This window comes from Ruegeria sp. THAF57 (genome assembly GCF_903914075.1).
Taxonomy (GTDB): domain Bacteria; phylum Pseudomonadota; class Alphaproteobacteria; order Rhodobacterales; family Rhodobacteraceae; genus Ruegeria.
Genome location: NZ_CAIWNQ010000007.1, coordinates 131,515 through 156,042 on the forward strand (window position 1 = coordinate 131,515; position 24,528 = coordinate 156,042).

The window sequence follows — 24,528 nt, forward strand, 5'->3', positions numbered from 1 at the left end:
GGTTAGCGCCCGTAAGGGTCTTGCAGGGCAGGCAGGACCGTGCCCACGCAGTCACCAAACCCGATTGTGTAGCCTTCGCCCTTCGCCTCACCGGTCAGGGTCAGTGTATCGCCGTCTTCGATGAAAGTGCGGGATTCGCCCGTGTCCAGAGTAAGCGGTTCTTTCCCGCCCCAGCTCAGTTCCAGAAGCGAGCCGCGCTCGGGCTTTGTTGGCCCCGAAATTGTGCCGGATCCTAGCAGATCGCCGGTGTTCATTGGGCAGCCCGAGGTCGAGTGATGGGCCAGTTGCTGCGCCGAGGAATAGTACATCTCTTTGTAATTCGTTCTGGCGATTGTTGTGGCGGGCTTCCCGTCGGGCGCCATCGTTACCGACAGATCAATGTCATACAGCATCGGACCGCAGTCTTTCAGGTGATCCAGCAACTCGAATTCGCGCGCAGGCGTATCGCACCGGAACGGGTCCAGCGCCGCCTTGGTGACAATCCAGGGGCTGATGGATGTGGCTGTGGCCTTGGCTTGAAAGGGACCAAGCGGCTGATATTCCCACGCCTGAATGTCGCGCGCGGACCAGTCGTTCAGCAGGACATAGCCAAAGATATTATTGTCAGCTTCCTGCACCGTGATCGGCCCGTCAGACGGCGTGCCCACGAGCGCGCCCATTTCCAGTTCGATGTCGAAACGACGGCTGGGCAAAAAGGCCGGGCGGTCGTGTTCGGGCGATTTCAACTGACCCCAGGGGCGGCGGATATCGGTGCCGGACACCACCACTGAAGACGCGCGACCGTTATAGCCAATAGGAATGTGCAGCCAGTTCGGCGGCAGGGCGTTATCGGGGCCACGGAACATGGTGCCGACATTCTGCGCGTGATGCCGCCCGGCGTAGAAATCGGTGTATTCGCTGACAGCGACAGGCATGTGCATCTCAGCGTCGCTTTGGGCGATCAGCAGGTGTTCGATGTCGGATCGTGCCTCGCTGCCTTCGGCCAGAAGATCTGTCAGCCGGTCCCGCAGCGCGGCCCAGACCGCTGGGCCTTGTTCCATCAGCGGGTTCCAGAAGGGCAGGTCGAACAGCGGCTCGTCCGCCAATTGGATCAAACCTTCGGCTTCGGCGGCGGTGACATCAAAGATCATGTCGCCGATCGCCACGCCACAGCGCGGTTCATCGCCTTCGACCGAGAATACGCCATAAGGCAGGTTGTTCAGCGGAAACGGGTGGTGGGCGTCATTGGCCGAGGCCACCCAGGATGTCTTTAAAGGCATCTGTGATCCTTGTTTTCTGATTTTTAAACGTCCCGCAGGGATTTCAGGCCCAGCAGAAGGGCCGCCAATATCATGAAGCTGCCACCGGCCCGATCCAACCACAGCCGGGCGGACCCTTTCAGGCGCGTGGCCAGCCAACTGGCGCTTCCGCCATAGGCAGTCAGGAATAGTCCATCGAGGGTCAGATACGTGGCCGAGAGGATTGCGAATTGTGGCCAGAACGGAAGCGCCCCGTCGATGAACAGGGGAAACAGCGCAGCGAAAAAAACCACGGCCTTGGGGTTCGCGGCCGAGGTGATAAAACCCTGTGTCCAGAGCGCTTTGCGACTGGCAGGTCGCGCCGTTTGGGTCTGCTTTCCTCCGGCTTTCGCAATCATGCGAAGTCCAAGATAAACCAGATAAGCCACGCCCAGCCATTTGATCACCGTCAGCGCTGTGCCCGACGCTGCGATGATTACGGCAAGGCCCAACCCGGCCGCCAGCATCTGCAACAGGTTCGCCGTCAGATCACCTGCCGCTGTGAATAGGCCGCGCTTCAACCCATTTGCCGCCGAATTCGACAGCATCAGCAACTGGCTGGGGCCCGGTGTGCTCATCAAAAGCAGCACTGTTGCGACATAGGTGATCCAGATATCGAAGCTCATCACTTTTTCCCCGGTGTCCCGTCGAACTTTTTCTCAAGAGAGGTCCAGCAGTCAATGTAGTCATCCTGCAACGGGGCTTCACTTGCAGCAAATGGGGTCAGATGTTGAGGGAACCGGGTTTCGAACATGAACGACATGGTGTTGTCCAGTTTGTCCGGGCCAAGGTTCGCGTTGGACGCTTTTTCGAATGCCTCGCGGTCGGGGCCGTGGGGCAGCATCATGTTGTGCAGGCTCATGCCGCCGGGAACAAAGCCCTGCGGTTTGGCGTCGTACTGACCGTAGATATTACCCATCAGCTCGGACATGATGTTCTTATGATACCACGGCGGGCGGAATGTGTCCTCGGCCACCATCCAGCGTTCGCGGAACAGGACAAAGTCGATATTGGCCGTGCCCGGCTGCCCCGAGGGCGCGGTCAGCACGGTAAAGATCGACGGGTCAGGATGGTCGAACAGGATCGCGCCGACCGGGCAATAGGTACGCAGATCGTATTTGTAAGGGGCATAATTGCCGTGCCACGCCACCACGTCCAACGGGCTTTGACCGATCTTCGTCGTATGGAACTGCCCGCACCATTTGACGGTGACAGTCGATGGAACCTCACGGTCCTCAAACGCCGCGACAGGGGCCTTGAAGTCGCGCGGATTGGCCATGCAGTTGGCTCCGATCGGACCTCGGCCGGGCAATTCGAACTTTTGCCCGTAGTTTTCGCAGACGAACCCGCGCGCGGGACCTTCCAGTACCTCAACCCGGTACACCAGACCGCGCGGGATGATGGCGATCTCTTTCGGCTCCAGGTCGATGATCCCCAATTCGGTCGCAAAGCGCAGGCGGCCTTCCTGCGGCACCACCAGCAATTCGGAATCGGCCGAGAAGAAGTAGTCGTCCACCATGGACTCGGTGACCAGATAGATATGGCTGGCCATGCCCACCTGCGTGTTCACATCGCCAGCCGTGGTCATGGTGCGCATCCCGGTCAACCAATTCAGCCCTTCGTCCGAATGGGTAACCGCGTCCCAGCGGTACTGGCCCAGACTGATCACATCAGGATCAACATAAGGTGCGGATTTCCAATAGGGCAGGTCGATCTTTTCGTAGCGATGCGAATGTTTCACCGAAGGGCGAATGCGATAGCACCACGTCCGTTCAGGCGGGTTGGCTGTAAAGGCGGTGCCGCTGAGTTGCTCGCCATACAGTCCGTAGTTGCAGCGCTGCGGGCTGTTCATTCCTTGGGGCAAAGCGCCGGGCAGGGCTTCGGTTTCGAAGTCGTTGCCAAAGCCGGGCATATAGCCTTCGTGCGTCCCCACCGGGCTGCTGGCTTGTGTCAGGCTGTGCGGATCAGTCGGACGATTCATCCCGTGTTCCTCCATTTGCTGCTTGTCGGATAATAGTTGATTTTGTAACTAACAAGCATGACAAACATGGTTTCCGACAAAAAAGATGAATTTGATCTGCGGGTTTTCCTGCCCTATCTGCTGAACCGGGCGGCCGAGGAAAGTTCGTTAGAGTTTCAGCGCGCCTATAAGGACAGGTATGGGATGTTGCGCACCGAGTGGCGCGTATTGTTCCATCTGGGCAACTACGGCGAGATGACCGCGAAAGAGATTTGTGAGCGCGCGCGGATCCACAAGACTAAGATCAGTCGTGCGGTCAGCAAGCTTGAACAGCGCAGATATCTGTTACGCAAACGAAGCTACACAGATCGCCGGGTTGAGATGCTTACACTGACGGCCGCCGGGCAAACGGTTTATCGCGAATTATGCGATATTGCCCAGCGATACGACGAAAAGCTGGCGGGGATGTTCAGTGCGGACGAAGTTGCCCTTTTGCGCCAAATGCTGCGGCGACTGGCGGATATGGTGTAAGGACTGGTAATCTGTTCGTGATGACCCCAGATGAAACCCTGAGTGGACGCAGGATTTAGACATGACAGCCCCGGACCCCAACGCGGCGAAAACGAACGATCTTATCAATTGGCTGGTATCGCGCGGCCTAGCTGGTGCTGAAAAGGAAGAACTTCTGGACGGGTATTGTACGCGGCTTGTCGATATGGGCGTGCCGCTGATGCGGTTTCACGCGGCGCAATCCGCGTTGCACCCGGTTTATGGCGGTACAGGTTATAGCTGGTATCAGGGGCGCGGCGGGGATTATCAAAAGTTCGAGTACTCGGAAGATGTCAGCGAGGATTGGCAGCAAAGCCCGCTTTTTGCCATTCTCAACGAAGATGTCGAGGTTGTGCATGAACGTATGGTGGATCAGAACGAACCCAGCCGGTTTCCCCTGATCAATGATCTCAGAGAGAGTGGGGCGACCGAATATTACGCGCGTGGGGTGACGTTTGATGTCCCAACCCACAACGCGCCGCGGGACGCCAAGAAGCCCGTGGATGGGGTGTTGCTGTCCTGGACGTCCAACGCACCAGAAGGATTCCGTGACGGCGATCTGGAGTTGATAAATACCGCGTTGCCCCATTTGGGGTTGGCCTTGAAATCGGCGTCGAATGCGCGGGTATCAAAGGACCTAATGCGTGTCTATCTGGGGCGCGAAGCCGGTCGTCGAGTTCTTTCGGGTGAAATACGGCGCGGCTCCTTGCAGCAGATTGATGCCGTGATCTGGAACTTTGATTTAGAGGGGTTCACCAGCCTATCCGAAGAATTGCCGGGCAGCGAAATCATCGACATGCTGAATGACTACCTGGCTGTGGCCGTCGGAGTGGTGCATGACAATGACGGAAACATCCTGAAGTTTATGGGCGACGGGCTGATGGCCATGTTCGACGTGGGCGAAATTGACGAAGACGCCCGTGCGGCCTTGAAGGCTGTGCCTATGCTGCAGGACCGTATCGGGACGCTGAACGAAGAGCGCAGCGCCGCTGGCCTTCCGGTTGCCAATTTCACGCTAGCCCTTCACGCGGGTGAAATTTTGTACGGCAACATAGGGTCGGAAAGCCGCCTTGATTTCACTGTTATCGGACCTGCGGTAAATCAGACAGCAAGGATCGCAGGTATGCACCGGTCGCTGGGTCAGCGCATTCTGATTTCAGACGATGTGGCGCAAGCGGCCATGCCATGCAGTCAGGATTTGATCTCGGTCGGGCGTTACATGCTGCGCGGTGTGGCGGAACCGAAAGAGCTGTTTACCGTGTATAACGGTTAAAAATCTATCTCGACGCCCGGCAGGTTCAGCTCTTTCATCATGTCGCGCAATTCCTGACGCGCGGCGATGTTCGAGATGTTGAGCTGCTTGACCCCGATATCCTTGAGGTCCAGCAAGGTCAGGCCACGTGGGAACAACTCGCGGAAGATCACGCGTTCGGAAAAGCCCGAGGCGACGCGGAACCCGATGCGTTGCGACAGCATCTCGATCGCGCGCTGCATCTTTTCCTTGTTAACCATGCGCTGCGTGCCCACACGGTTGCGTACAACAACCCAGTCGATCGGTTTCAGACCAGCTTGCGCGCGCAACTGTCGTGCGTTCCAGACCATCTCGGAATAGACCGACGGGCCGAGGATTTTCTCGCCCTTTGAATCAATCCGCGCCAGCAGGTCAAAGTCGATGAAGCTGTCGTTCAGCGGCGTGATCAGCGTATCGGCCAGTGAATGCGCCACCTGGCTGAGACGCGTATGCGAGCCGGGGCAGTCAATCAGGATGAAATCGCTGTCGCTTTCCAACTCGGCAACTGCGGCAGACAGGCGGTGGTCATAGATGTTCTCGCCCGGCTTCAATTTGGCGGCGTCGATCTCGGGCAGGTCGTGGTGACGCGGTGTCGGCAGGGTCAGGTCCGAGTTTTTCAGAAAATTAGAGCGATTTTCGAAATAACGCCCCAGGCTGCGCTGCCGAAGATCAAGGTCCAGCGTGCTGACCTTGTGGCCCAGCCGTGCCAGTGCTGTGGCGACGTGCATCGAAACGGTTGACTTACCTGCGCCGCCCTTTTCGTTCCCCACTACGATGATATGTGCCATGCCTGTATTCCCACATCCCGCCGTGTTTGACCACACGTTGTTGAAAACCACTATATGTTGTGGAAACGGGGAAGGGAAGAACCCGAAACACTGTCAGCGCGCAATAAAATTCGCTGTTGCTGAAATCTCAGGGTGGATTTGGTCGCGCGCTTGCCAAACATTGCCACCTGTTTCACTGTTGGAATTACGAATTTGGATCAGGGGCTTGCAGTGGACCATCTGTTTCTGAATGTTCTGAACGTGGTCCTGCCCGTGCTGATCTGCGCCGGGATCGGGTACAGTCTGGCGTTGTTCAAAGCCCCGTTCGACAACAAGGTCATCGGTGGAATTGTGTCTCGGGTCGGGTATCCGACGCTGATCATCTCGCACCTTTCGACGACAAAGATCGCGGTGGCCACGTTCTTGGACGTGATGGCTGCGGCGGCACTGGCGATTGCAGGCTTTGGCGCATTGGGGTTTGTGGCGCTCAGGGCCATGCGCCTGCCGGTTCGCGCGTTTCTCACGCCTTTGATGCACGGGAATGTCGGCAATATCGGCCTCCCGATTACGCTTTTGGCGCTGGGCGACGCTGGGATGGCCTATACGATGGGATTTGTGGTGGTCGTCCTAATCAGCATCTTCACCGTGGGCATGTGGATTCCGGCTGGAGAGTTTTCCCCCAAGAAACTGGCCACGTCCCCGATCATCTACGCAGTAATCGTTTCACTGGTGCTGATGGCGACGGGGTACAGCCTGCCGCAACCTGTGGCCAAGTCGTTTGATATTCTCGGCGGTCTTTCCATCCCGCTGATGCTTTTGACACTGGGTCACACGCTTGCAAGCCTTCAGGTGCACCGCCTTGGCCGCGCTGTGATCCTGACCGTGTTGCACCTGATTATGGCGATTGCAATTGCAACTGCTTTGGTCTGGGCGTTCGGCTTTTCCGGTGCAGAGCGCGGGGCGGTTATCCTTTGCTGCCTGATGCCGTCATCGGTGGCGACTTACCTTTTCATTGATCAGCACATGCCGGAATACGGTCCGGATGTGGCCGGATTTATTCTGGTATCCACACTGGCAACGATCGTCGTGTTGCCGATGGCCCTGTCCTATTGGATCTGAGGCTATGCGCTGGGCAAAAACCTGCTAAGGTGTTGATGTGGCGTCCCAAAGACGTCAGGTGGGTTTGAGGGCGGAGCGATGTCACAGGCGAATTCACATCCCAATGGCGCGCGGGTTGTTCTGGCTATGACCGCGATCTGCATGATGGTTGTTGGGTTCAACACCACCGCAGTCGCGACAATCCTGCCCAACCTCAAGGCCGAGTTCGATCTGACCCCGTCGGGCCTGCAGTGGGTTATGGCGACTTACACCGTCGCCAGCGCCACCTTGGTGACTATCGTCAGTCGGTTGGGGGATATCACGGGTAAGATGGGTGTGTTCTTCTTTGGCATGGTCGTCTTTGCGGTGGGGTCCTCTCTTGTTCTTTTCGCCCAAGATGGCACGATGCTTTTGCTCGGGCGCGGCGCACAAGGGGCGGGCGCTGCGGCGCTGTTTGGCACCTCACTGTCGCTGCTGACTGCGGCGACGCCCGAGGAACAACGCGCCAGCGTGACCGGAGCTTGGGGCGCCATCGTAGGGTTGGCAATTGGCGTTGGTCCAATTGTTGGTGGTGCCTTTGCCCATTACGTCAGTTGGCGCGCCGTGTTTGCAACCGACCTGATCCTTTTGGTGATTGCGTTTGCCATCGGCTTGAATGTCAGCAAACGAAAATACGTCCCGGATACGCGTCTGGCCGGGGCGCGGTTCGATTTTCTGGGGGCCATTGCAATCCTGCTGTTTCTGGGGCCGTTGTCGTTTGCGCTCAGCAACGGGGAAAGCAACGGTTGGGGCACGCCCATGACGCTGGTGCCGCTGGCCGTCGCAGCGCTGGCAACGGTTGGTATTGTTCTCGCAGCGCGCCGCAGTGATGATCCGCTGATCGAGCTGAGGTATTTTCACCATCCACGCTATTTCATGGCCGCAGCAGGGATGTTTTTCACCGGCTTCACGCTGTTTGGGTTCTTTGTCTATTTCAACACTTTCGTGCAGTCGCCGGACGCCTTTGGGTATTCCTCCGTAAGCGCGGGGCTGGCGATCATGCCGCTCAGCCTTAGCATGTTCGTGATTTCGGTCACGGCACCGCGGTTTCTGGCCCCCTACAGTTTCCGGTGGCCGGTTGTCATCGGGTTGGGGGCAATGGCGTGCGGGTTCCTGTTGCTGATGGCGACAACGAATACCACGCAGTATGGCGAAATCTGGTGGAAGTTGATGGTCGTTGGGATCGGGCTGGGCATCTGTTTCTCGCTTTTGCCGCGCCTCGGCCTGCGACTGCTGCCAGAAGAGCATGTGGGGCAAGGGTCGGGCGTGATAAACGCATGTCTCTATTTTGGGGCAACCCTGGGGGCGGTCGTGTGCGGACTAGCCGAAGCGATCACCACCCGTCGCGGCCTGTCTGAGGTGATTGACGCCTTGCCCGCAGGCTCGACCCAACGCGAAGATCTGGCCCATGCGTTGACGCACGGCACGCCCAGCCAGATTCAGCAGTTGATCGCTGGGATGGAGCCGCAAAGCGGAACGGCGTTGGCCAAAGCCTTGCGAGATTTGCAGGACAATGCTTTTGACAGCGCGATGATGATTACGGCCCTTGCTGCACTGATTGGAATGGTGCTGGCGTTGCTGCTGCTGCGTGGGCCGGTACCGCCATTGCACAGCGCGACCGAGTTAACGCGTAAGGCGCAGTAAGCAGGTTGTTGATGTGTCCCGGGATTTCCTCGCGGCCTGCGCTGACACTATGGTTCTTTGTGCAGATTGCAGCATCCAAAGCCCATTGCTGCGTCGGAAAAAGAAAAAGGCCGCCCGAAGGGACGGCCTTTTGCATTTGAACCGGGTCAGGCTTAGAAGCCCAGACCTTCGTATTTCTTCTTGAACTTCGACACGCGGCCGCCGGCGTCCATCAGGCGCGCGCCGCCACCGGTCCATGCGGGGTGCACGGAGGGGTCGATTTCCAGGGCCAACTGGTCGCCCTCGGCGCCCCAGGTGGATTTCATCTGAACCACGGTGCCATCGGTCAGTTTGACGTCGATGATGTGGTAGTCGGGATGGATGTCTTTTTTCATCTTTCCGCTCCTTACGCCTCGGCGCCAGCCTTGGGCTTGTAGTTGGTGACCTCTGCGATACGTGCGGATTTACCGCGACGGGTGCGCAGATAGTACAGTTTGGCGCGACGGACGCGGCCACGGCGGACAACGGTGATGCTGTCGATGTTGGTCGAATGCAGCGGGAACACACGCTCCACGCCTTCGCCGAACGAAATTTTGCGGACGGTGAACGAACCGGCGATGCCGCTGCCACCTTTGCGCGCGATGCAGACACCTTCGTAGTTCTGCACACGGGTACGCGACCCTTCGGTCACTTTAAAGCCGACACGGATGGTGTCACCGGCTTTGAAATCGGGGATGTCTTTCCCCAGGGCGGCAATCTGTTCCGCCTCAAGCTGTGCGATCAGGTCCATCGCATTCACTCCTATCTGCTCGTGGTTGGTCCACGAAGTTTGGGCACGGGCTGAGAGCTCTTGGTCTTCACCGGGTCCTGCGTACAGCCCGCCAGAGGTCAGATCGAATGTTCCTTGGTGCGGTTTGTTCCGCCGCGCCGGGGCCGAAGAAAGCCGGGCGTCACGACATGGACCAAACCAAAACACCGGAGTCGCGTAAATGCGGCACCGGATTGCGGTCGTTTAAGGGCTTTGAACGCAGGGATCAAGCCCAAATCGTCATATTTTACAGGGCCGGTTGGTGAGTTTTTGCCACCCAAAAAACAACACCGTTGCCTTACAGGATCGATCAGGCATTCTGGAAGGCAATTATACGAGCAGAAATTTATACAGGAACAGATCATGCGCACAGCTCTGATGCTGGCATTCATTGCCTTTGCGACCCTGTCCTGCGGTCGCAACAGCCCTCCACCCCAGCAGGTCGAGGCCAAAGCCTTTCTGGATACAACGTCGCCTTCGGTGGTCTTCCCATCCTTTGGCGATGCCGACCCCCACGACTGGGAAGGGCGGCATCCCGGCCAATACCCGGTGCACGGGCTGGATGTGTCGCGGTGGCAAGGGCCAATTGACTGGCGGCGTGCCAAGGCGTCGGGTGTCAGTTTCGTATTCATCAAGGCCACCGAGGGCGGAGACGTCGCAGACCCGATGTTTGAAGCGCATCGCGTCGGCGCGCGCGCGGCTGGGGTGCCATGGGGCGCGTATCACTATTACTATTTCTGCCGTCCCGCCCATGAGCAGGCGCGCTGGTTCATCCAGAACGTGCCCCGGGGATCAGACCTGCCGCATGTGCTGGACATGGAGTGGACGCCGCATTCCAAGACCTGCACTTTGCGCCCCGATGGCGCAACCGTTCGGGCCGAAGCACAGCGGTTCCTTGATATTTTGGAACGCCACTATGGGCGCCGTCCGATCGTCTATACGACCGTGGATTTCTATGGCGATACAGAAATCGGCCGCCTGCCCAAGACCGAATTCTGGCTGCGGTCTGTCGCGGGGCATCCGCGCACCGTTTATCCCAAAGCGGTCTGGCGGTTTTGGCAGTACACCGGAACCGGGCTGGTTCCCGGCGTAGATGGGCCGGTGGATATCAATACGTTCAATGGCCCGCCCGATATCTGGACGCGGTGGAAAGCAGGTTAGTCGCGCGACTTGCGATAGGCGTCCCACAGGTCGGGCCGGCGTTCGCGGGTGATCTGCTCGGACATGTCGTGTCGCCATTCAGCGATGCGACCGTGGTGACCGGACATCAGGATATCGGGGATCGGACGCCCCTTCCATTCGGCGGGGCGGGTATATTGAGGGTGTTCCAACAGCCCGGAAGAAAAGCTTTCCTCCTCGGCTGAGGCTTGGTTGCCCAAAACGCCCGGGATCAGACGCACTGTTGCGTCGATCAGCGCCTGAGCGGCGATTTCGCCGCCTGTCATGACAAAATCGCCCAACGAGACCTCTTGAACGCCGTAATGCTCAAGCACACGCTCGTCCACGCCCTCAAACCGACCGCAAAGCAGGGTCATGCCGTCACAACGCGCAAGGTTCTGCATCATGCGCTGGTCCATCCGGCGTCCGCGCGGGCTGAGATAGATCAACGGCCAATTCCCCCTCACCCCGGCCATCGTATGTTCAATCGCCTCGCCCAAGACATCAGCGCGCAGAACCATTCCTGCGCCGCCTCCGGCTGGGGTGTCGTCCACATTGCGGTGCTTGCCAACGCCGAACTGACGCAGGTCGATTGTCTCGAGCTGCCACAACCCTTCCTGCAACGCTTTGCCTGTCAGACTTTCGCCCAACACACCGGGAAAGGCTGACGGGAACAACGTGATGATCTTTGCCTTCCAAACGCCGTGCAGGTCCGGAGTTGGGGTCAGCAGTTCACGCGGTTTCAGGGTCGGTCGGATCGCCTTGCGACCGTGGGACTTTGAGGGTTTGTCAGTCATATCGTGCCAATCAGAGCCTTTTGCGCGCGTTCGACGATGGCCTTCTTTTGCGCGACCAGAGCGGCCTCGTCCAGACGTGAACGATTCAGGTCCAGCAATTCTGCCAGGATGTCCTCTGGCAGTCCGGGATTCGAATGTGCAGGCGGGGCCAGCAGGTTGGCTTTCTCTTGGTGCAGGTCCAGAAAATCAGCAAAAGGTGCTCCCGGGCCAAACCGCTGCTTTTGCAAATCTTCCAGCCACTCGGACAGAACCGTGACATTCGGAAGCGCTTCGCTAATCCGGTCCACTGTGGCTTGCAGCGGGGCGAGGGTTTCCATGCTTTCGCAATATGTTTCGAAGTCCTGCACTTGCCGCATGCGTTGCAGATCGTGCGCCCAAAGGCTGCGCAGCCAGTTTCCACGCTCCCGAAGGGACAGATAGATGGTAATCTCGACCTCTTGCCCAGCAAACCTATGCCGGACAGCGTTCACAAGGCTGGCTGCAAGCTCGGGTGTGGCGGCGTAACCTTGTTCCAGATTGCGGCTGGGACGGAGGCCCGCGAAATTCTCTTCGCTGACTATCAGCCCGCGCTTTTCGCCGAAATCGAGCGTATCCAGAAAGGCCGATATCTCGCGTTCGAACTCTGAAAGAGTTCCGGCCAGTCTATAGACAGAATGATTGGTGGCAGCCCGTGACAGCCCGGAATTGCGTGTGCGGTAAGGAAGCACCAGCGCAAAGTGGGGCCAGATCAATTCGCGGTTTTCGAAAAGAAAAGACTGTGCAGCCGTCGTGCCTGTTTTGTGTAAACCCAGATGCAGCAGGATTCGCCGCATCAGATCAACCCTTCGGGGGGATCGGCGACGATACGGCCTTTTTCAAGATCAACAGTCGGAACGGCCTCAAGCGTGAAGGGCAGCAAGACGGTGGATTTCAGCCCCGACCCGTGCAATTCCAACAAATCAGCGGCGCCGTGGTTTTGCACCGATTTTACTCGGCCCAGCAGGGTGCCGCCGGTGTCATAGACCTCAAGCCCGATCAGGTCAGTATGATAGAACTCATCATCCGGCAATGAAGGCAATTGATCACGGCGCGCAAACAGGCGCAGACCCTTCAGTGTATCCGCCTGCTCCTTTGTCTCGATGCCGCCCAGTCGCGCAGCGAAACCGTTCTTGATCGAACGGGTCAGGACCAGAGGGTACCGCTCGTCGCCCGCCTCGTTGGTCAGGGGCGAATAGGCTTCGATATCTTCGGGGATGGCGCAGTAGCTTTTCAGCCGCACCTCGCCGCGCACGCCGTACGACCCGGCAATACTGCCGACGCAGATCAGATCACTCATTTGTCCCATCCGTCACACATAGCCCGTCTTCCCATTGCCCGCGTGTTTCGCACACCTCGCGCTGGTTCGAGCGTTCGAAGAACACGCCGACAATAAAGGCGATCATCATCAGAATGGGAAGGCGTAACAATCCGAACATCTGCTTAGCGCACCTCGACAGGCAGGCTGTCGTTGCGGTTTTCCCATCCGACCTGCTCCAGTTCGGGCGTGTCCGAAACGTCTTTGGGATATCCAACGCAGAAATAACCGATCAGCCGCCAATCATCAGGCACATCCAGATCGCGTGCCATCTGGTCAGGGTCCAGAATTGACACCCAGCCCAATCCCAGCCCCTCAGCCCGCAAAGCCAGCCAGAACAGGGTTATGGCTGAAACTACAGAATAGCGCCGCATCTCGGGCATTGTGCCTGCGCCCAGGCCTTGCCCCTTGTCGGTGGCGTCGTCGCAGAACACGGCCAGTTGCACCGGGGCCTCTTGCATCCCCGACAGTTTCAGGCGGCTGTATAGCTGCGCCTTTTCGCCGGAATAGCCTTCCAACGCCTGCGCGTTGGCGGTTTGAAAGTTTTGCAGCGCCGCGTCGCGCGCGGGCTGACTTTCGACGCGGATCACGCGCCAGGGTTCGCTCAGCCCCACCGAAGGGGCCAACCGAAACGCGTCGAGGCAGCGCGTCAGCACTGCCTCGTCAATGGCGTCGGTGCGGAACCGGCGCACATCACGCCTGAGCCGCAGCAACAGGTCAAACTGCGTGCGAAAATCGTTGGTGAACGTCTGATCCCGCACGCGCCCGCCTGCTTATTCTTCTGCAGCCGCTTCTTCAGCCGGTGCAGCAGCAGCTTCTGCCGCTTCAGCAGCCTTGGCCGCTTTTTCTTCGGCGCGCTCTTGGGCTTTCTTGCCCGGGGTACCCTTGTTGGGGTTGTTGCGCTCGGCTTTGTCACGGGTGCCGGCAGCTTCCAGCATACGTGCGATCCGGTCGGTGGGCTGGGCGCCCTGATCCAGCCAGTACTGGATGCGCTCCATGTTCATTTTCACGCGCTCTTCGCTGTCTTTGGGCAGCAGCGGGTTGTAGGTGCCCAGTTTCTCGATGAAACGGCCGTCGCGGGGCATACGGCTGTCGGCCGCAACGATGCGGTAGAAAGGACGCTTTTTCGAGCCGCCGCGGGCGAGACGAATTTTCATTGCCATGGTGGTATCTCCTTTGAATGGCATCACGCCAGAGGCGTGTATTTTTTAAAGACCGGGGTCTTGTCCGGCTATTCTTGGTATTTGTGGAAACGGGTTATTCTTGGTGTTTCCGGTGGTGTCGGATGACTTCCTGAATGATGAAATTCAGAAAAGCCTTGGCGAAGTCAGGGTCCAGATCGGCCTCTTTCGCCAGGTCTTCTAACCGAGCGATCTGCGCGGCTTCGCGCGTGGGATCGGACGGGGGAAGGTCGTGCTCAGCCTTGAGCTTGCCAACGGCCTGCGTGTGCTTGAACCTCTCACCCAGCGTATAGACAAGAATCGCGTCCAGTCGGTCGATGCTTTCGCGATGCTCTTTCAACAGCGTGGCAGCCTGTGTCACGGGGTTGGTCATTGGGCGGTCCTCTCAGGCGTCAAAGCAGGGTCGGAAATATCGAGTTTCGGGTGCCGCCAAACCTGGCAGGGGGTGCCGACAACCTCGCCTTCGCGCTCGTATGTGGCACCAAGACGTTCCGCAAGCGCGCGCGAGCGGTCATTGTCATGGGCGATATACGAGATCGGGGCGTTCAAACCCTGATGGCGTGCGGCATAGGCGCGGGCAGCTTTTGCAGCTTCAAACGCGATGCCCTTGCCTTCGAATCCGTCCATGACGACCCAGCCCAGTTCGGGTTCGTCCCAGCCCGGCGCGTTGATCATTCCTGTCCAGCCCGCAAACGCGTTGCTGGCCTTCTCGACGATATGCCAGCCGCCATAACCCAGCACCGCCCAGTGCCCGAACCGCCCCATGAACGAACGCCATGTTTCCAGCGCCGTTTTGGGGCCGCCGACCATATGGCTGCGTTCGGATGCAAAGAATGCTGTCATCGCAGGCAAATCGTCTTGATGAGGGGCGCGCAGGATCAGTTTATCGGTCTCGATAGTGGGGATGGTGAAAGAGGTCATGCGTAAGCCTCCATCCCGCCTTGCAGTTCATCCGGGTGAGGATGGCGATACACAACATCCGCAGGGTCCGGGCGCGCCGAGGATTTGTCTTTGATCGCACCCAAACGTTTTGCCAAAGCAATCGAGCGCGCGTTGTCGTTGTCGATATAGCTGACCAACGTGCTAAGCGCTGTATTTTCAAAGGCCCAATCGCGTGCGGCGCAAGCCGCCTCAAACGCCAGTCCTTGACCCTCAAAGCCTGGGAAGATGCACCACCCCAATTCCACTTCGGGGAAACGCGGCGGTTTGTTGACGCCAACCTGCCCAATGAGTTCGCCGGTTTCAGTCAGATCCACGGCCCAACTGCCATAGCCCAGCCATTGCCAACTGGTGACTTCCGCACCCAGCCAACGCCACAATTCGTCATCTGAAATGGGCCCACCCATATACTTTGCCCACTCCGATGCGAACAGCGCAGCCATAGGCTTGAAATCCTCAAGCCGATGATGGCGCAGCGTCAGGCGCGCAGTGGTTATGGTGGGGGCGACGGTCACAGTTTACTTCTTCTTCCCAAAGCCACTGAGACCCGGAGGCAGCGCCATGCCGCCACCCATTCCGGGCATGCCGCCGGGCATCTTGCCCATCGCCTTGGCCGCTTGTTCCAGTGCCTTGGGGTCCATGCCCGCAGCCATTTCCTCGGGCGAGGGGCCGCCTTTACCGAACAAGCCCTTCATGGCCTGCTTCAGCATCTTGCCTTTGCCCATCTTGCCCATCTTTTTCATCATGTCCGACATCTGCCGGTGCATCTTGAGCAGCTTGTTGAGGTCGCTGACTTCCATCCCCGAACCCGCCGCGATCCGCTTTTTGCGGCTGGCCTGCAATAGCTGCGGATTGGCGCGTTCGCGTTTGGTCATTGACTGGATCATGGCGATCTGGCGCTTGAGCACCTTGTCGTCCATGCCTGCCTCTTCGACTTGTTTGGCCATCTTGCCCATGCCCGGCATCATGCCCATCATGCCCTGCATGCCGCCCATCTGAATCATTTGTTCAAGCTGCATTTTTAGGTCGTTCATGTTGAACTGACCCTTGACCATGCGCTTCATCATGCGCTCGGTCTGTTCCATCTCCATCGTTTCCTGGGCTTTTTCGACCAGGGCAACAATGTCGCCCATGCCCAGAATACGACCGGCGATCCGGTCCGGCTCGAAAGTTTCGAGCGCGTCCATCTTTTCGCCCAGACCGACAAAGCGAATGGGCTTGCCAGTGACCGCGCGCATCGACAGCGCCGCACCACCGCGCCCGTCGCCGTCCATCCGGGTCAGAACCACGCCCGAGATGCCGACCTTGGCGTCGAACTCTTCGGCGACCTCAACGGCGACCTGTCCGGTCAAACCGTCGACGACCAGCAAGGTTTCGCGTGGATCGACCGCGTTGCGGACCTGCTCGACCTCGTCCATCAGGACTTCGTCGATATGCAGTCGACCCGCGGTGTCCAGCATGTAGACGTCATAGCCGCCCAGCGTCGCCTGTTGCTTGGCGCGCTTGGCAATGTCGACGGGTTTCTGACCCGGCACGATCGGCAACGTATCGACTCCGACCTGCGTGCCCAGAACCGCCAGCTGATCCATCGCCGCCGGGCGATAGACGTCGAGCGAGGCCATGAGGACTTTCTTGCCCTCTTTCTCTTTCAGGCGTTTCGCCAGCTTACCGGTGGTGGTCGTCTTACCCGAGCCTTGCAGGCCGACCATCAGGATCGGCGCAGGTGGGTTGTCAATCTTCAGCTTGCCGGGGTCTTCCTCGCCGCGCAGGGTATCGACCAGCGCGTCGTGTACGATTTTGACGACCTGCTGACCGGGGGTGATCGACTTGGTCACCGCCTGACCGGTTGCCTGTTCCTGCACCTTCTTGACGAATTCACGTGCAACCGGCAGCGAGACATCGGCCTCAAGAAGCGCAACGCGAACTTCGCGCAGGGCGGTCTTGACGTCTTCTTCAGACAGCGCGCCCTGTTTCGTCAGCCGGTCAAAGACGCCAGAGAGGCGTTCGGATAGATTTTCAAACATGCCTTCGGCCTCCTTAGCCGGTTATCTGGTGGCGCTTCTCAGATAAGAAGCACGGGTTAAATGCACAATTGCCCCCTCCCACTGAATTAGACGTGGGGGTAATGCCAAATGGCATTGCCCCCACGGGCGAAACTCGCTGGTGGGGGGCGATCCCTGAACGACTCAAGGGACCGGAAGGTCAGACGCTTCCGGATGTTTGGATGGGGCTTTAGGCTGATTGATTGTCAGAGTCAACCGCGCGTGCCGGAAGCCAGTCATTGACGGCATCAACCAACCGATGAGACCCGTGCCCGCTGACATAGGCGCTGACGATGGGGTGGCGTCCCGCGCTCATCCCTTGTCCAAGGATCAAAACGGGCCGGTGCGTCGTGCTGGAGCCGTTGTTGCCGTTCGACGTGGTGGTCTCGACCTCGGCATGTGAAAGGTTGGACAAAACATGCCGGACCGTTTCATAGCCAAAGATGGATTGCCGACGGATCAGAATGCTGTCTGTGCTACGGTCCAGAATGACCTGTACGCGGCGAACAAATATGCAGAACGCACCAAATCCCATCCCGCCGCCAAACAGCGCAACGAGTATGCCGGACCAGTTACCTTCGCTGATCATAGTCAGGCCAGCCCCTACAAAACAAAGAATGAAGAAGACCAGCATGACGCCAATCAACCACGGCCTGTTGGACAGGATCAATTGGTTCGGAGTGTTGCGCGTCACTTTCATGGCTGAACGCTAACATTGAATTCCCACGCTGTCGTGGCTTGAAATTACCGCCACGTTACGCGATGAGCGCAGAAAATTCAGGAGAGTATCATGGACGCCTCATCCGCCTTTCAGGACACGTTGCCGCTCAGCTCTGACGCGCTGCTGGCCAAGCTGGATGATTGGGGGCTGGCTTATACGCTGCACACGCATGTCCCCTTGCGCACGGTGGAAGAGTCAAAGGCGGTTGAAGATCAGTTCATGGTTCCCGGTGAGAACGCGCTGCGCCTGAAAAACCTTTATCTGCGCGACAAGAAAAAGCGGAGCTATCTGGTGACGTTGGAACAAAGCCGAGACATTGACCTCAAGGCGCTGGGCGCGGAACTGGGTGTTGGGAACCTTTCGTTCGGTTCGGCGGATCGGTTGATGCAGAACCTTGGAATTCGGCCCGGTGCGGTCAGCCCGCTGGCGATGATAAACGGTGTGGAAAACAACGTCCGGTTCTTTATGGATGCAGCGGGCCAGCAGGCCGACGTGATCTATATGCACCCTCTCGTCAATGACCGCACCGTTGCAATTGCGCGCACGGACCTGATGGCGTTTTTCGACCGGATCGGCTGTGACGTGACTTGGCTGCCCTGATCAGGCTTCAAGCGCCTCTTTCAACGCCGCCGCGACATGAGCCGCCGAGGGATTGACGAAAAGATGTCCGTCCGCCTCAAACACCGGGTCGTCCAGATTGTCGGGGAAGGCGAGCGGCAGTTCGGTACAGGCCAGCAGGATCGCGGTTCCGGGCTCGGCGTGTTTGTTGCAATAGGCCACCAGCCGCGCACGTGCTGTTACAGATGCGCCGCCGTAGAAATCCGTGTCGATCATATTCTGCATCTTGGCAATCTCGGCGTCCGGCAGTGTTGCGTTGGCGTTAATCTGTGCGTCGGCCAGCCTATCGGCATAGTTCGATGCCTGCATCGTAACAGTTGTGCCCAAAACTAGGGCTTGCGTGGCTCCGGTCGCGGCGGTTGCTTCGGCTGAGGCGTCGAAGATACTGAGGATGGGCATGGAAACGCCTTGCCGGATTGCGTGCAGGCGCATGTGCGGCGTGTTGGAGGCGATGATGCCGAAATCGCAGCCCGCATGTTCCAGCGTCAGCAAGGCATCGCGAAAGACGGCGTCAAAGGCGGCCCAGCTTTCTTCATCTCCGGCGACGCCTCTCAGTGAACGGGTCTTGGCCTGTGTGACGGATTCGATTGTCATGGGCGGGATCGGCAGAGGGGATCCATGACCACGCTCTGCAAAATACTGCCCTGCGCCCTGCGCGATGGCCCTGTAATAATCAACGGTCGAGGCCCAGCCCACACCGCCCAAAATTCCGATTTTCTTCATAATAAACGCCCAGTCTGCACAATCCTGTTCAACTGCAGACTGGACGTTTGAAATTGCAAAGGCCAGAGGTCAATCAGGCGGCCAGTTCTGAAACTGCCTGACGCGCGTTGTCCAGCGTGGCTTCGGCGTCCAATGCCATCTGATCAGCGGCAATAACATCGACCGTGTGAATCCCGATAAAGCCCAGTACGTGTTTTGCATAGTCAGTGGCAAAGTCGATGTCTGATCCCACAGCCGTTCCGCCCGACGCGATGGCCAGTACTGCGCGTTTGCCTTCCAACAGGCCTTTGGGACCGTTCTCGGTATAGGAAAAGGTCAAGCCAACCCGGGCAACAAGGTCTATCCAAGCTTTGAAGGCCGCCGGGACTGAGAAGTTATAGATTGGTAGGCCGATGACGATTGTGTCCGCCTGCTGCAACTCTGCTACCAGATCGTCAGACAGGGAAAGTTGGTCACGCTGGACCTCGTCGCGTTGATCGGCTGGGGTAAAGTTCGCGGCAATCCAGTCCTCGGTCAAAAGCGGTAGCGGAGTCGCCAGATCCCGGCGAATGATACGTCCGGCGTTCAGGTGTTTCACGATCCGGTCGGACAGGTCACGGGTGGTAGATCCTTCTCGGCGGGCCGAGGCGTCTATGTGCAGGATGGTCTTGGTCATTGGGTTCAGTCCTGATTGAGTAAAGTTTTTCGCTCTGGTCCCAATATGATTGTTGCGCCTGTGAACAAAACTCTGATACTCCAACAATGAATGTTGAAATTTGCACAATGGAACCGATGCAATGGACAATTGGGACGAGGTGAGAACCGCCTATCAGGTCGCGCGCATGGGCACGGTCAGCGGCGCGGCCGAAATACTGGGGGTGCATCACGCCACGGTCATCCGGCATATCGATGCAATCGAGGCGCGGTTAGGCATCAAACTGTTCCAGCGTCATGCGCGCGGCTACACCCCCACCGAGGCCGGGGAAGACCTGCTGCGCGTCGCGCAGGCAACCGAAGATCAGTTCAACCAACTGGTCGGGCGCATGAAAGGACGCGGGGATGATGTGTCGGGCGAGTTGGTTGTAACGTCACTGTCCTCTTTGGCACCCCTTGTCGTTCCGGTCCTGAGCGAGTTTCAACGCGTGCACCCGGACCTGATCGTGCGTTACCTGACGGGCGACAGGTTGTTTCGATTGGAATATGGCGAGGCGCATGTGGCCATCCGTGCGGGCTCGGCCCCTGATCAGCCAGACAATGTTGTGCAACCTTTTATCACGCAGGAAGTCGGTCTCTATGCCAGTAGGGATTATATTGACCGGTACGGCAAGCCGTCGACCATCGAGGATTTTGCAAACCACTACTTCGTCAGCACGGATGATGAAAACAGCCGTGCTCCGTTTTCACGCTGGTTACGTCAGACAGTGCCGGTCGAACGGATCACGTTCCGCTGCACCAACAACTTTTGCATTCGCGAGGCAGTGCTTTCTGGCGCAGGTATCGGTTTCATGGCCCGGTGGGAGGCCGCCCGCGATCCGAGTCTGGTCGAGGTCATTGAGCCGATGCCGGAATGGTTCGGTAATTTGTGGCTGGTCACTCATGTTGATCTGCATCGCACGACCAAGGTGCAGGCGTTCCTGACTTTTTTGAAAGAACAATCCAAAAGTTGGTTGCCATGAGCCCGCAAGCCCGTGGCCATTTGGCCATGCTTGTTTTTTCAGCGTTGGTGGCGGGCAGTTTCTCATTGGGTTCCATGATCGCCAACCAAATTGCCCCCGAGGTCGTTACGGCGGCACGGTTCGCTATTGCTGCGGTAGTGATCGGGATAGCTGCGCTTTTGACAACCGGTCTGCCGCGCAGCGCAGCACGAGCGCCTTGGCGCTACCTGGTGCTGGGCGGGCTGTTTGCCACCTATTTCGTTCTTATGTTCCATGGCCTGAAAACAGCCCCACCTGTCAGCGCCGCAGCCGTCTTTACTCTGACGCCGGTTCTGTCGGCCGTGGCGGGCTGGGTTTTGCTTCGGCAAGTGACCACACCCCGAATGGCGTTGGCGCTTACCATCGGGGCAGTCGGCGCGCTGTGGGTTATTTTCAAGGCGGATTGGCAGGCATTTACGGCCTTCCAAATCGGGACCGGAGAAATCATCTATTTCTGGGGGTGTGTCGCGCATGCGATCTACACGCCGATGGTGCGCAAGCTCAACCGCGGCGAACCGGCGGTCGTGTTTGCATTTGGCACGATATTGGCAGGATGCCTGATGCTGACGCTGTATGGCTGGTCCGACATTCGTGCAACCGATTGGGCAAACCTGCCGATGATCGTTTGGGCCGGATTGCTGTACGTCTCGATCTTTGCCACCGCTGCCAGTTTTGTGCTGGTTCAGTTCTCGGCCCTGCGCCTGCCGTCCGCTAAAGTGATGGCCTATACGTATCTTGTGCCCAGTTGGGTGATCCTGTGGGAAATTGCGCTTGGAAATGGTGTCCCGGCTGCATTGATCCTGGTTGGGGTGGTTCTGACCTGTGCCGCATTGCTCATGCTGCTGCGTCCGGACGAGGCACCTGATGCAAAGCCCGCTCTTGAGACAGATCAAAGCTGATAAATGCGGGTTTTCCTATGCTCGGGCCAAGGAGGGTTGCACCATGTATAACCACATCATGTTTCCGGTTGACCTGCATTTGCCGCCCGAGGTTCGCAAAGCCGCACATGTCGCCGCCGAAATCGCCAAGTGGCAAGGCGCCAAGATCACAATTGTCAGCGTCACGGGAACCCAGCCCGGTGACCCCGTCCAAACAGACGCCACAATTGGCGATAATCTGCGGGAATTTGCGGATCATCTGGCCAAGAGCAGCGGCACAGAAGTCGCCTTTCAAAATATCCATTCCGTTGACGTCGCGGTCGAGGTGGACGCAGATCTGGCCAAGGCAGCGGAAGACATCGGAGCGGACCTGATCGTGGTCGGCACACATGCGCCCCGCATCATGGATTATATCTTTTCAAGCCACGCCGGGTATCTGGCCAAGCACGCCCACGTTTCCGTCTTTGTCGTGCGGTGATTGTGTTATTCTTCGGCCGTCGGTAGCTCAACTTCAAGGAACCGTTCGAACGCGTCCAAGTTTACCGGTTCAAACTGTCCAAACCCCTGCATCCAAACCGACGCCGCGCGCAGCGCGTCGGGCTCTAGCTTGCACCACTTTACCCGCCCGCGTTTTTCCTGACTGATCAACCCGGCCTTGGTCAGGATCACCAGATGTTTCGAGATCGCCGCCAGCGACATCTCGAACGGCTCTGCCACGTCGGTCACGGCCATGTCGTCCTCAAGCAACATCGCAAGGATGGTGCGGCGCGTGGGATCGGCGAGGGCAGCAAAAACGGTATCGAGATCGTTGGACATGGTTCCGCTGAACCACAGCGCCCGGGTTTGGTCAACCATTTGGTTGAATATGCGATTTCACCGGTTTTGAGCGCAAGCCCTTGGGTGCGGTTGACGTGCCGGGCTGATGGTTTGATGGAAAATGTATTTAAAACATTCACTTACATTGCGTGTATCCAAGCGTTCAATGCCGTTGACTCTGCGCCCCTTGCCCCTTAGCACCCTACCCAAGACTGTGCGAAGGAAACGCCCGTGACTGATGATGACCAAAAGCAGCGTATGGCGCAGCTTGAGGCCAAGATCGACGCGGCGAAAAAGGCCAAAGAGCCACCCAAGCGCGCAGACAGTGACATATCCGGGGGCGAGCTTGCCTGGAGGATGGTCATCGAAATGGTATCCGGTCTAGGGATCGGATTTGGCATCGGATACGGGCTGGACAGCCTGCTCGGGACGATCCCGATCTTTCTGGTGCTGTTCACATTGCTGGGCCTTGTCGCGGGCGTGAAGGTTATGCTCCGCAGCGCGAAAGAGGTTCAAGAGAAACAAGCGGCGGCGACGGCTGCCGAGAAGGACGAGAGGGACTGAACGTGGCAACCGAGACCACCGCAGCAGAAGGCAGCAGCCTGGTATTCCACCCAATGGATCAGTTCATCGTCAAACCGCTGTTTGGCGACGGCGCAGTTGGCATGTTCACCATCACCAACGTGACCCTGTGGCTGTTCTTTGCGATCGCCGCGGTTGTTCTGCTGCTGGTTCTGCCCACATCGAAGCGTGCGATCGTTCCGACACGTATGCAGTCGGTCGCAGAGCTGACCTACGGTTTCGTCTACAAGATGCTGGAAGACATCTGCGGCAAGGAAGGCGTTAAGTTCTTCCCCTATGTCATGACCCTGTTCATGTTCATTGTCTGCGCCAACTTCCTGGGCCTGATCCCGACCTCGTTCACCACAACCTCGCATTTCGCGGTCACTATCCCGCTGGCGCTGGCTGTGTTCCTGACTGTGACCGTTCTGGGCTTTGTCAAAAACGGTGCCGCGTTTCTGGGCCTGTTCTGGGTCTCCAGCGCGCCTCTGGCGCTGCGCCCGATTCTGGCGATCATCGAGCTGATCTCGTACTTCGTACGCCCGGTCAGCCACTCCATTCGTCTTGCCGGTAACGTCATGGCGGGCCACGCGGTGATCAAGGTGTTCGCAGGCTTCGCTGCGGTAGCCGTGATCTCGCCCGTGTCCGTTCTGGCGATCACCGCAATGTATGGCCTCGAGGTCCTGGTGGCCTTCATTCAGGCATACGTTTTCACCATTCTGACCTGTGTTTATCTGAAAGATGCGCTGCATCCGTCGCACTAAGGTCCGAACACCCAACATCGAAACTTCCAATTCGTAAGGAGATACATCATGGAAGGCGATCTCGCACACATCGGCGCAGGCCTGGCAGCAATCGGTTCCGGCGCAGCCGCAATCGGGGTGGGCAACGTAGCAGGCAACTTCCTGGCCGGCGCCCTGCGCAACCCTTCGGCGGCTGCTTCGCAGACCGCAACCCTCTTCATCGGTATCGCATTCGCAGAAGCTCTGGGGATCTTCGCATTCCTGGTCTCGCTGCTGCTGATGTTCGCCGTATAATCTGCGGAACCTGATCCTTACGCGCAGGTGGGCCCAAGCCATAGCGGCCCACCTGTTGTAAAGACAAGTTTCCGACGGAGGATATCATGGCGACTGAACCCCTTACAAAAGAGGTAGCTGGCTCGTGCGTCGACTCCTATGGCTCTGCCATCGGGATGCCGCAGCTCTGCTTCGATTGGTTCCCCAACCAGATTTTCTGGCTGGTCATTACGCTGGTCGTCATCTTTCTGGTCCTGTCTCGCGTGGCTCTGCCCCGCATCGCGGCAATCCTGGCTGAACGTCAGGGGACCATTACAAATGACCTGGCTGCGGCCGAAGATCTGAAGGCCAAGGCGGTCGAGGCCGAAGAGGCCTATAACAAGGCGCTGGCCGATGCCCGTTCTGAGGCACAGCGTATCGCAGCGGAAGCCCGTGCTGAAATTCAGTCCGGTCTGGATGACGCGATTGCCAAGGCGGACGCGGAAATCGCTGCAAAGGCGGCTGAATCGGAAAAGGCAATTGCCGAAATCCGTGCCGGTGCGCTGGAAAGCATTCAAGTGGTTGCCAAGGATACGGCGGCTGAACTGGTCACTGCACTGGGCGGAGAGGCGGATGCCAAAGCCATCGACAGTGCAATTGACGCGCAGACGAAAGGATAAG

The 24,528-nt window shown here is 58.3% G+C and carries 33 protein-coding genes; 13 read left to right on the plus strand and 20 right to left on the minus strand.

Annotated features, from left to right (window positions below):
- Nucleotides 1-2: 2 nt before the first annotated feature.
- Genes fahA through hmgA form a run of 3 tightly spaced genes read right to left on the minus strand, consistent with a single transcriptional unit; the run spans nucleotide 3 to nucleotide 3,258 of the window.
- Nucleotides 3-1,259 (minus strand): fumarylacetoacetase, encoded by a 1,257-nt coding sequence (gene fahA, locus RUESEDTHA_RS16200; RefSeq protein ID WP_180887762.1) that lies wholly within the window; start codon nucleotides 1,257-1,259, stop codon nucleotides 3-5.
- A gap of 23 nt (nucleotides 1,260-1,282) precedes the next feature.
- Nucleotides 1,283-1,903 (minus strand): LysE family translocator, encoded by a 621-nt coding sequence (locus RUESEDTHA_RS16205; RefSeq protein ID WP_180887763.1) that lies wholly within the window; start codon nucleotides 1,901-1,903, stop codon nucleotides 1,283-1,285.
- The gene (hmgA, locus tag RUESEDTHA_RS16210) at nucleotides 1,903-3,258 is read right to left on the minus strand and encodes a homogentisate 1,2-dioxygenase (RefSeq protein ID WP_180887764.1); all 1,356 of its coding nucleotides are present in this window, start codon (nucleotides 3,256-3,258) and stop codon (nucleotides 1,903-1,905) included. The genes RUESEDTHA_RS16205 and hmgA overlap by 1 nt, the downstream gene beginning before the upstream one ends.
- Nucleotides 3,259-3,324: 66 nt before the next feature.
- On the opposite strand from hmgA, the gene RUESEDTHA_RS16215 reads away from it, so the two are divergent.
- Nucleotides 3,325-3,768 (plus strand): MarR family winged helix-turn-helix transcriptional regulator, encoded by a 444-nt coding sequence (locus tag RUESEDTHA_RS16215; protein WP_370456805.1) that lies wholly within the window; start codon nucleotides 3,325-3,327, stop codon nucleotides 3,766-3,768.
- A gap of 61 nt (nucleotides 3,769-3,829) precedes the next feature.
- A complete protein-coding gene (locus RUESEDTHA_RS16220; RefSeq protein ID WP_180887766.1) occupies nucleotides 3,830-5,059 on the plus strand; it encodes an adenylate/guanylate cyclase domain-containing protein in 1,230 nt (409 codons plus the stop codon).
- Here the strand turns inward: RUESEDTHA_RS16220 and RUESEDTHA_RS16225 are convergent.
- Nucleotides 5,056-5,865, minus strand: a complete 810-nt coding sequence (locus RUESEDTHA_RS16225) for a division plane positioning ATPase MipZ (protein WP_180887767.1) — start codon at nucleotides 5,863-5,865, stop codon at nucleotides 5,056-5,058. The two genes, RUESEDTHA_RS16220 and RUESEDTHA_RS16225, sit on opposite strands and share 4 nt — an antisense overlap.
- A gap of 210 nt (nucleotides 5,866-6,075) precedes the next feature.
- On the opposite strand from RUESEDTHA_RS16225, the gene RUESEDTHA_RS16230 reads away from it, so the two are divergent.
- Both RUESEDTHA_RS16230 and RUESEDTHA_RS16235 read left to right on the plus strand, forming a co-directional pair.
- Nucleotides 6,076-6,963, plus strand: coding sequence for an AEC family transporter (locus tag RUESEDTHA_RS16230; protein ID WP_180887768.1), 888 nt, complete (start codon nucleotides 6,076-6,078; stop codon nucleotides 6,961-6,963).
- A gap of 78 nt (nucleotides 6,964-7,041) precedes the next feature.
- Nucleotides 7,042-8,625, plus strand: a complete 1,584-nt coding sequence (locus RUESEDTHA_RS16235; RefSeq protein ID WP_180887769.1) for an MFS transporter — start codon at nucleotides 7,042-7,044, stop codon at nucleotides 8,623-8,625.
- 152 nt (nucleotides 8,626-8,777) lie between these two features.
- Here RUESEDTHA_RS16235 and rpmE read toward each other — a convergent pair whose 3' ends face one another.
- On the minus strand, nucleotides 8,778-8,999 hold the full coding sequence (gene rpmE, locus RUESEDTHA_RS16240; RefSeq protein WP_170388151.1) for a 50S ribosomal protein L31: 222 nt from the start codon (nucleotides 8,997-8,999) through the stop codon (nucleotides 8,778-8,780).
- Nucleotides 9,000-9,010: 11 nt separating this feature from the next.
- A complete protein-coding gene (gene rplS, locus RUESEDTHA_RS16245) occupies nucleotides 9,011-9,394 on the minus strand; it encodes a 50S ribosomal protein L19 (protein WP_039541573.1) in 384 nt (127 codons plus the stop codon).
- A gap of 381 nt (nucleotides 9,395-9,775) precedes the next feature.
- On the opposite strand from rplS, the gene RUESEDTHA_RS16250 reads away from it, so the two are divergent.
- Nucleotides 9,776-10,573, plus strand: a complete 798-nt coding sequence (locus RUESEDTHA_RS16250; protein WP_171125359.1) for a GH25 family lysozyme — start codon at nucleotides 9,776-9,778, stop codon at nucleotides 10,571-10,573.
- On the opposite strand, the gene trmD is transcribed toward RUESEDTHA_RS16250, so the two are convergent.
- The 11 genes from trmD to RUESEDTHA_RS16305 form a co-directional block, all read right to left on the minus strand.
- The gene (trmD, locus tag RUESEDTHA_RS16255) at nucleotides 10,570-11,367 is read right to left on the minus strand and encodes a tRNA (guanosine(37)-N1)-methyltransferase TrmD (protein ID WP_171212644.1); all 798 of its coding nucleotides are present in this window, start codon (nucleotides 11,365-11,367) and stop codon (nucleotides 10,570-10,572) included. The two genes, RUESEDTHA_RS16250 and trmD, sit on opposite strands and share 4 nt — an antisense overlap.
- Complete coding sequence (locus RUESEDTHA_RS16260; protein WP_180887770.1) at nucleotides 11,364-12,179, minus strand: hypothetical protein; 816 nt, start codon at nucleotides 12,177-12,179, stop codon at nucleotides 11,364-11,366. Before RUESEDTHA_RS16260 ends, trmD begins: the two co-directional genes overlap by 4 nt.
- Nucleotides 12,179-12,682 (minus strand): ribosome maturation factor RimM, encoded by a 504-nt coding sequence (gene rimM / locus RUESEDTHA_RS16265; protein WP_180887771.1) that lies wholly within the window; start codon nucleotides 12,680-12,682, stop codon nucleotides 12,179-12,181. The genes RUESEDTHA_RS16260 and rimM overlap by 1 nt, the downstream gene beginning before the upstream one ends.
- Nucleotides 12,675-12,821, minus strand: coding sequence for a hypothetical protein (locus tag RUESEDTHA_RS16270; RefSeq protein ID WP_171125351.1), 147 nt, complete (start codon nucleotides 12,819-12,821; stop codon nucleotides 12,675-12,677). Before RUESEDTHA_RS16270 ends, rimM begins: the two co-directional genes overlap by 8 nt.
- A 4-nt stretch (nucleotides 12,822-12,825) precedes the next feature.
- On the minus strand, nucleotides 12,826-13,461 hold the full coding sequence (bluB, locus tag RUESEDTHA_RS16275; RefSeq protein ID WP_180887772.1) for a 5,6-dimethylbenzimidazole synthase: 636 nt from the start codon (nucleotides 13,459-13,461) through the stop codon (nucleotides 12,826-12,828).
- Between the two features lie 12 nt (nucleotides 13,462-13,473).
- Complete coding sequence (gene rpsP, locus RUESEDTHA_RS16280) at nucleotides 13,474-13,863, minus strand: 30S ribosomal protein S16 (protein WP_170350323.1); 390 nt, start codon at nucleotides 13,861-13,863, stop codon at nucleotides 13,474-13,476.
- 94 nt (nucleotides 13,864-13,957) lie between these two features.
- Nucleotides 13,958-14,254, minus strand: a complete 297-nt coding sequence (locus tag RUESEDTHA_RS16285) for a chorismate mutase (protein ID WP_170380494.1) — start codon at nucleotides 14,252-14,254, stop codon at nucleotides 13,958-13,960.
- Entirely contained in the window at nucleotides 14,251-14,802 is a 552-nt protein-coding gene (locus RUESEDTHA_RS16290) for a GNAT family N-acetyltransferase (RefSeq protein WP_180887773.1), read from the minus strand. The genes RUESEDTHA_RS16285 and RUESEDTHA_RS16290 overlap by 4 nt, the downstream gene beginning before the upstream one ends.
- On the minus strand, nucleotides 14,799-15,335 hold the full coding sequence (locus tag RUESEDTHA_RS16295) for a GNAT family N-acetyltransferase (RefSeq protein WP_180887774.1): 537 nt from the start codon (nucleotides 15,333-15,335) through the stop codon (nucleotides 14,799-14,801). The genes RUESEDTHA_RS16290 and RUESEDTHA_RS16295 overlap by 4 nt, the downstream gene beginning before the upstream one ends.
- A 3-nt stretch (nucleotides 15,336-15,338) precedes the next feature.
- Nucleotides 15,339-16,844: a signal recognition particle protein gene (gene ffh, locus RUESEDTHA_RS16300; RefSeq protein ID WP_180887775.1), complete on the minus strand. Its 1,506-nt coding sequence runs from the start codon at nucleotides 16,842-16,844 to the stop codon at nucleotides 15,339-15,341.
- 208 nt (nucleotides 16,845-17,052) lie between these two features.
- A complete protein-coding gene (locus tag RUESEDTHA_RS16305) occupies nucleotides 17,053-17,562 on the minus strand; it encodes a hypothetical protein (protein ID WP_180887776.1) in 510 nt (169 codons plus the stop codon).
- A gap of 90 nt (nucleotides 17,563-17,652) precedes the next feature.
- On the opposite strand from RUESEDTHA_RS16305, the gene RUESEDTHA_RS16310 reads away from it, so the two are divergent.
- Nucleotides 17,653-18,183, plus strand: a complete 531-nt coding sequence (locus RUESEDTHA_RS16310; RefSeq protein ID WP_180887777.1) for a prolyl-tRNA synthetase associated domain-containing protein — start codon at nucleotides 17,653-17,655, stop codon at nucleotides 18,181-18,183.
- Here RUESEDTHA_RS16310 and RUESEDTHA_RS16315 read toward each other — a convergent pair whose 3' ends face one another.
- Nucleotides 18,184-18,924 carry an aspartate/glutamate racemase family protein gene (locus tag RUESEDTHA_RS16315; protein ID WP_180887778.1) on the minus strand — a complete coding sequence of 247 codons (741 nt, stop codon included), beginning with the start codon at nucleotides 18,922-18,924 and terminating at the stop codon, nucleotides 18,184-18,186.
- Between the two features lie 73 nt (nucleotides 18,925-18,997).
- A complete protein-coding gene (locus tag RUESEDTHA_RS16320) occupies nucleotides 18,998-19,579 on the minus strand; it encodes an FMN-dependent NADH-azoreductase (RefSeq protein WP_171212635.1) in 582 nt (193 codons plus the stop codon).
- 121 nt (nucleotides 19,580-19,700) lie between these two features.
- Between RUESEDTHA_RS16320 and RUESEDTHA_RS16325 the strand changes: the two genes are divergently transcribed.
- From RUESEDTHA_RS16325 to RUESEDTHA_RS16335, 3 genes are read left to right on the plus strand one after another with little or no spacing between them, the layout of a single operon-like run.
- The gene (locus RUESEDTHA_RS16325; RefSeq protein ID WP_180887779.1) at nucleotides 19,701-20,579 is read left to right on the plus strand and encodes a LysR family transcriptional regulator; all 879 of its coding nucleotides are present in this window, start codon (nucleotides 19,701-19,703) and stop codon (nucleotides 20,577-20,579) included.
- On the plus strand, nucleotides 20,576-21,496 hold the full coding sequence (locus RUESEDTHA_RS16330; RefSeq protein ID WP_180887780.1) for a DMT family transporter: 921 nt from the start codon (nucleotides 20,576-20,578) through the stop codon (nucleotides 21,494-21,496). The genes RUESEDTHA_RS16325 and RUESEDTHA_RS16330 overlap by 4 nt, the downstream gene beginning before the upstream one ends.
- 43 nt (nucleotides 21,497-21,539) lie before the next feature.
- Nucleotides 21,540-21,953, plus strand: a complete 414-nt coding sequence (locus tag RUESEDTHA_RS16335; protein ID WP_180887781.1) for a universal stress protein — start codon at nucleotides 21,540-21,542, stop codon at nucleotides 21,951-21,953.
- Between the two features lie 5 nt (nucleotides 21,954-21,958).
- Here the strand turns inward: RUESEDTHA_RS16335 and RUESEDTHA_RS16340 are convergent, their stop codons facing one another.
- Nucleotides 21,959-22,291: a metalloregulator ArsR/SmtB family transcription factor gene (locus RUESEDTHA_RS16340; protein WP_171125509.1), complete on the minus strand. Its 333-nt coding sequence runs from the start codon at nucleotides 22,289-22,291 to the stop codon at nucleotides 21,959-21,961.
- Nucleotides 22,292-22,522: 231 nt separating this feature from the next.
- Between RUESEDTHA_RS16340 and RUESEDTHA_RS16345 the strand changes: the two genes are divergently transcribed.
- The 4 genes from RUESEDTHA_RS16345 (at nucleotide 22,523) to RUESEDTHA_RS16360 (ending at nucleotide 24,527) form a co-directional block, all read left to right on the plus strand.
- Nucleotides 22,523-22,855 carry an AtpZ/AtpI family protein gene (locus RUESEDTHA_RS16345; protein WP_171212633.1) on the plus strand — a complete coding sequence of 111 codons (333 nt, stop codon included), beginning with the start codon at nucleotides 22,523-22,525 and terminating at the stop codon, nucleotides 22,853-22,855.
- Between the two features lie 2 nt (nucleotides 22,856-22,857).
- A complete protein-coding gene (locus tag RUESEDTHA_RS16350) occupies nucleotides 22,858-23,616 on the plus strand; it encodes a F0F1 ATP synthase subunit A (RefSeq protein WP_171126877.1) in 759 nt (252 codons plus the stop codon).
- A 48-nt stretch (nucleotides 23,617-23,664) separates the two neighbouring features.
- Nucleotides 23,665-23,889, plus strand: a complete 225-nt coding sequence (locus RUESEDTHA_RS16355) for a F0F1 ATP synthase subunit C (RefSeq protein WP_005981269.1) — start codon at nucleotides 23,665-23,667, stop codon at nucleotides 23,887-23,889.
- 86 nt (nucleotides 23,890-23,975) lie between these two features.
- Complete coding sequence (locus RUESEDTHA_RS16360; protein WP_171125327.1) at nucleotides 23,976-24,527, plus strand: F0F1 ATP synthase subunit B'; 552 nt, start codon at nucleotides 23,976-23,978, stop codon at nucleotides 24,525-24,527.
- The last annotated feature ends 1 nt before the right edge of the window (nucleotide 24,528 follow it).

Excerpts from the sequence above, each read along its gene's own strand:
- rimM (WP_180887771.1), bottom strand. The coding sequence starts at position 12,682 with ATGAGTGATCTGATCTGCGTCGGCAGTATTGCCGGGTCGTACGGCGTG.
- RUESEDTHA_RS16250 (WP_171125359.1), top strand. The coding sequence starts at position 9,776 with ATGCGCACAGCTCTGATGCTGGCATTCATTGCCTTTGCGACCCTGTCC.
- RUESEDTHA_RS16220 (WP_180887766.1), top strand. The coding sequence starts at position 3,830 with ATGACAGCCCCGGACCCCAACGCGGCGAAAACGAACGATCTTATCAAT.
- fahA (WP_180887762.1), bottom strand. The coding sequence starts at position 1,259 with ATGCCTTTAAAGACATCCTGGGTGGCCTCGGCCAATGACGCCCACCAC.
- RUESEDTHA_RS16290 (WP_180887773.1), bottom strand. The coding sequence starts at position 14,802 with ATGACCTCTTTCACCATCCCCACTATCGAGACCGATAAACTGATCCTG.
- RUESEDTHA_RS16360 (WP_171125327.1), top strand. The coding sequence starts at position 23,976 with ATGGCGACTGAACCCCTTACAAAAGAGGTAGCTGGCTCGTGCGTCGAC.
- RUESEDTHA_RS16235 (WP_180887769.1), top strand. The coding sequence starts at position 7,042 with ATGTCACAGGCGAATTCACATCCCAATGGCGCGCGGGTTGTTCTGGCT.
- RUESEDTHA_RS16270 (WP_171125351.1), bottom strand. The coding sequence starts at position 12,821 with ATGTTCGGATTGTTACGCCTTCCCATTCTGATGATGATCGCCTTTATT.
- RUESEDTHA_RS16215 (WP_370456805.1), top strand. The coding sequence starts at position 3,325 with ATGGTTTCCGACAAAAAAGATGAATTTGATCTGCGGGTTTTCCTGCCC.
- RUESEDTHA_RS16305 (WP_180887776.1), bottom strand. The coding sequence starts at position 17,562 with ATGAAAGTGACGCGCAACACTCCGAACCAATTGATCCTGTCCAACAGG.
- RUESEDTHA_RS16225 (WP_180887767.1), bottom strand. The coding sequence starts at position 5,865 with ATGGCACATATCATCGTAGTGGGGAACGAAAAGGGCGGCGCAGGTAAG.
- RUESEDTHA_RS16355 (WP_005981269.1), top strand. The coding sequence starts at position 23,665 with ATGGAAGGCGATCTCGCACACATCGGCGCAGGCCTGGCAGCAATCGGT.
- ffh (WP_180887775.1), bottom strand. The coding sequence starts at position 16,844 with ATGTTTGAAAATCTATCCGAACGCCTCTCTGGCGTCTTTGACCGGCTG.
- RUESEDTHA_RS16205 (WP_180887763.1), bottom strand. The coding sequence starts at position 1,903 with ATGAGCTTCGATATCTGGATCACCTATGTCGCAACAGTGCTGCTTTTG.
- trmD (WP_171212644.1), bottom strand. The coding sequence starts at position 11,367 with ATGACTGACAAACCCTCAAAGTCCCACGGTCGCAAGGCGATCCGACCG.
- rpmE (WP_170388151.1), bottom strand. The coding sequence starts at position 8,999 with ATGAAAAAAGACATCCATCCCGACTACCACATCATCGACGTCAAACTG.
- RUESEDTHA_RS16260 (WP_180887770.1), bottom strand. The coding sequence starts at position 12,179 with ATGCGGCGAATCCTGCTGCATCTGGGTTTACACAAAACAGGCACGACG.
- hmgA (WP_180887764.1), bottom strand. The coding sequence starts at position 3,258 with ATGAATCGTCCGACTGATCCGCACAGCCTGACACAAGCCAGCAGCCCG.
- rpsP (WP_170350323.1), bottom strand. The coding sequence starts at position 13,863 with ATGGCAATGAAAATTCGTCTCGCCCGCGGCGGCTCGAAAAAGCGTCCT.
- RUESEDTHA_RS16330 (WP_180887780.1), top strand. The coding sequence starts at position 20,576 with ATGAGCCCGCAAGCCCGTGGCCATTTGGCCATGCTTGTTTTTTCAGCG.
- RUESEDTHA_RS16320 (WP_171212635.1), bottom strand. The coding sequence starts at position 19,579 with ATGACCAAGACCATCCTGCACATAGACGCCTCGGCCCGCCGAGAAGGA.
- RUESEDTHA_RS16335 (WP_180887781.1), top strand. The coding sequence starts at position 21,540 with ATGTATAACCACATCATGTTTCCGGTTGACCTGCATTTGCCGCCCGAG.
- RUESEDTHA_RS16340 (WP_171125509.1), bottom strand. The coding sequence starts at position 22,291 with ATGTCCAACGATCTCGATACCGTTTTTGCTGCCCTCGCCGATCCCACG.
- RUESEDTHA_RS16310 (WP_180887777.1), top strand. The coding sequence starts at position 17,653 with ATGGACGCCTCATCCGCCTTTCAGGACACGTTGCCGCTCAGCTCTGAC.
- rplS (WP_039541573.1), bottom strand. The coding sequence starts at position 9,394 with ATGGACCTGATCGCACAGCTTGAGGCGGAACAGATTGCCGCCCTGGGG.
- RUESEDTHA_RS16325 (WP_180887779.1), top strand. The coding sequence starts at position 19,701 with ATGGACAATTGGGACGAGGTGAGAACCGCCTATCAGGTCGCGCGCATG.
- RUESEDTHA_RS16285 (WP_170380494.1), bottom strand. The coding sequence starts at position 14,254 with ATGACCAACCCCGTGACACAGGCTGCCACGCTGTTGAAAGAGCATCGC.
- RUESEDTHA_RS16315 (WP_180887778.1), bottom strand. The coding sequence starts at position 18,924 with ATGAAGAAAATCGGAATTTTGGGCGGTGTGGGCTGGGCCTCGACCGTT.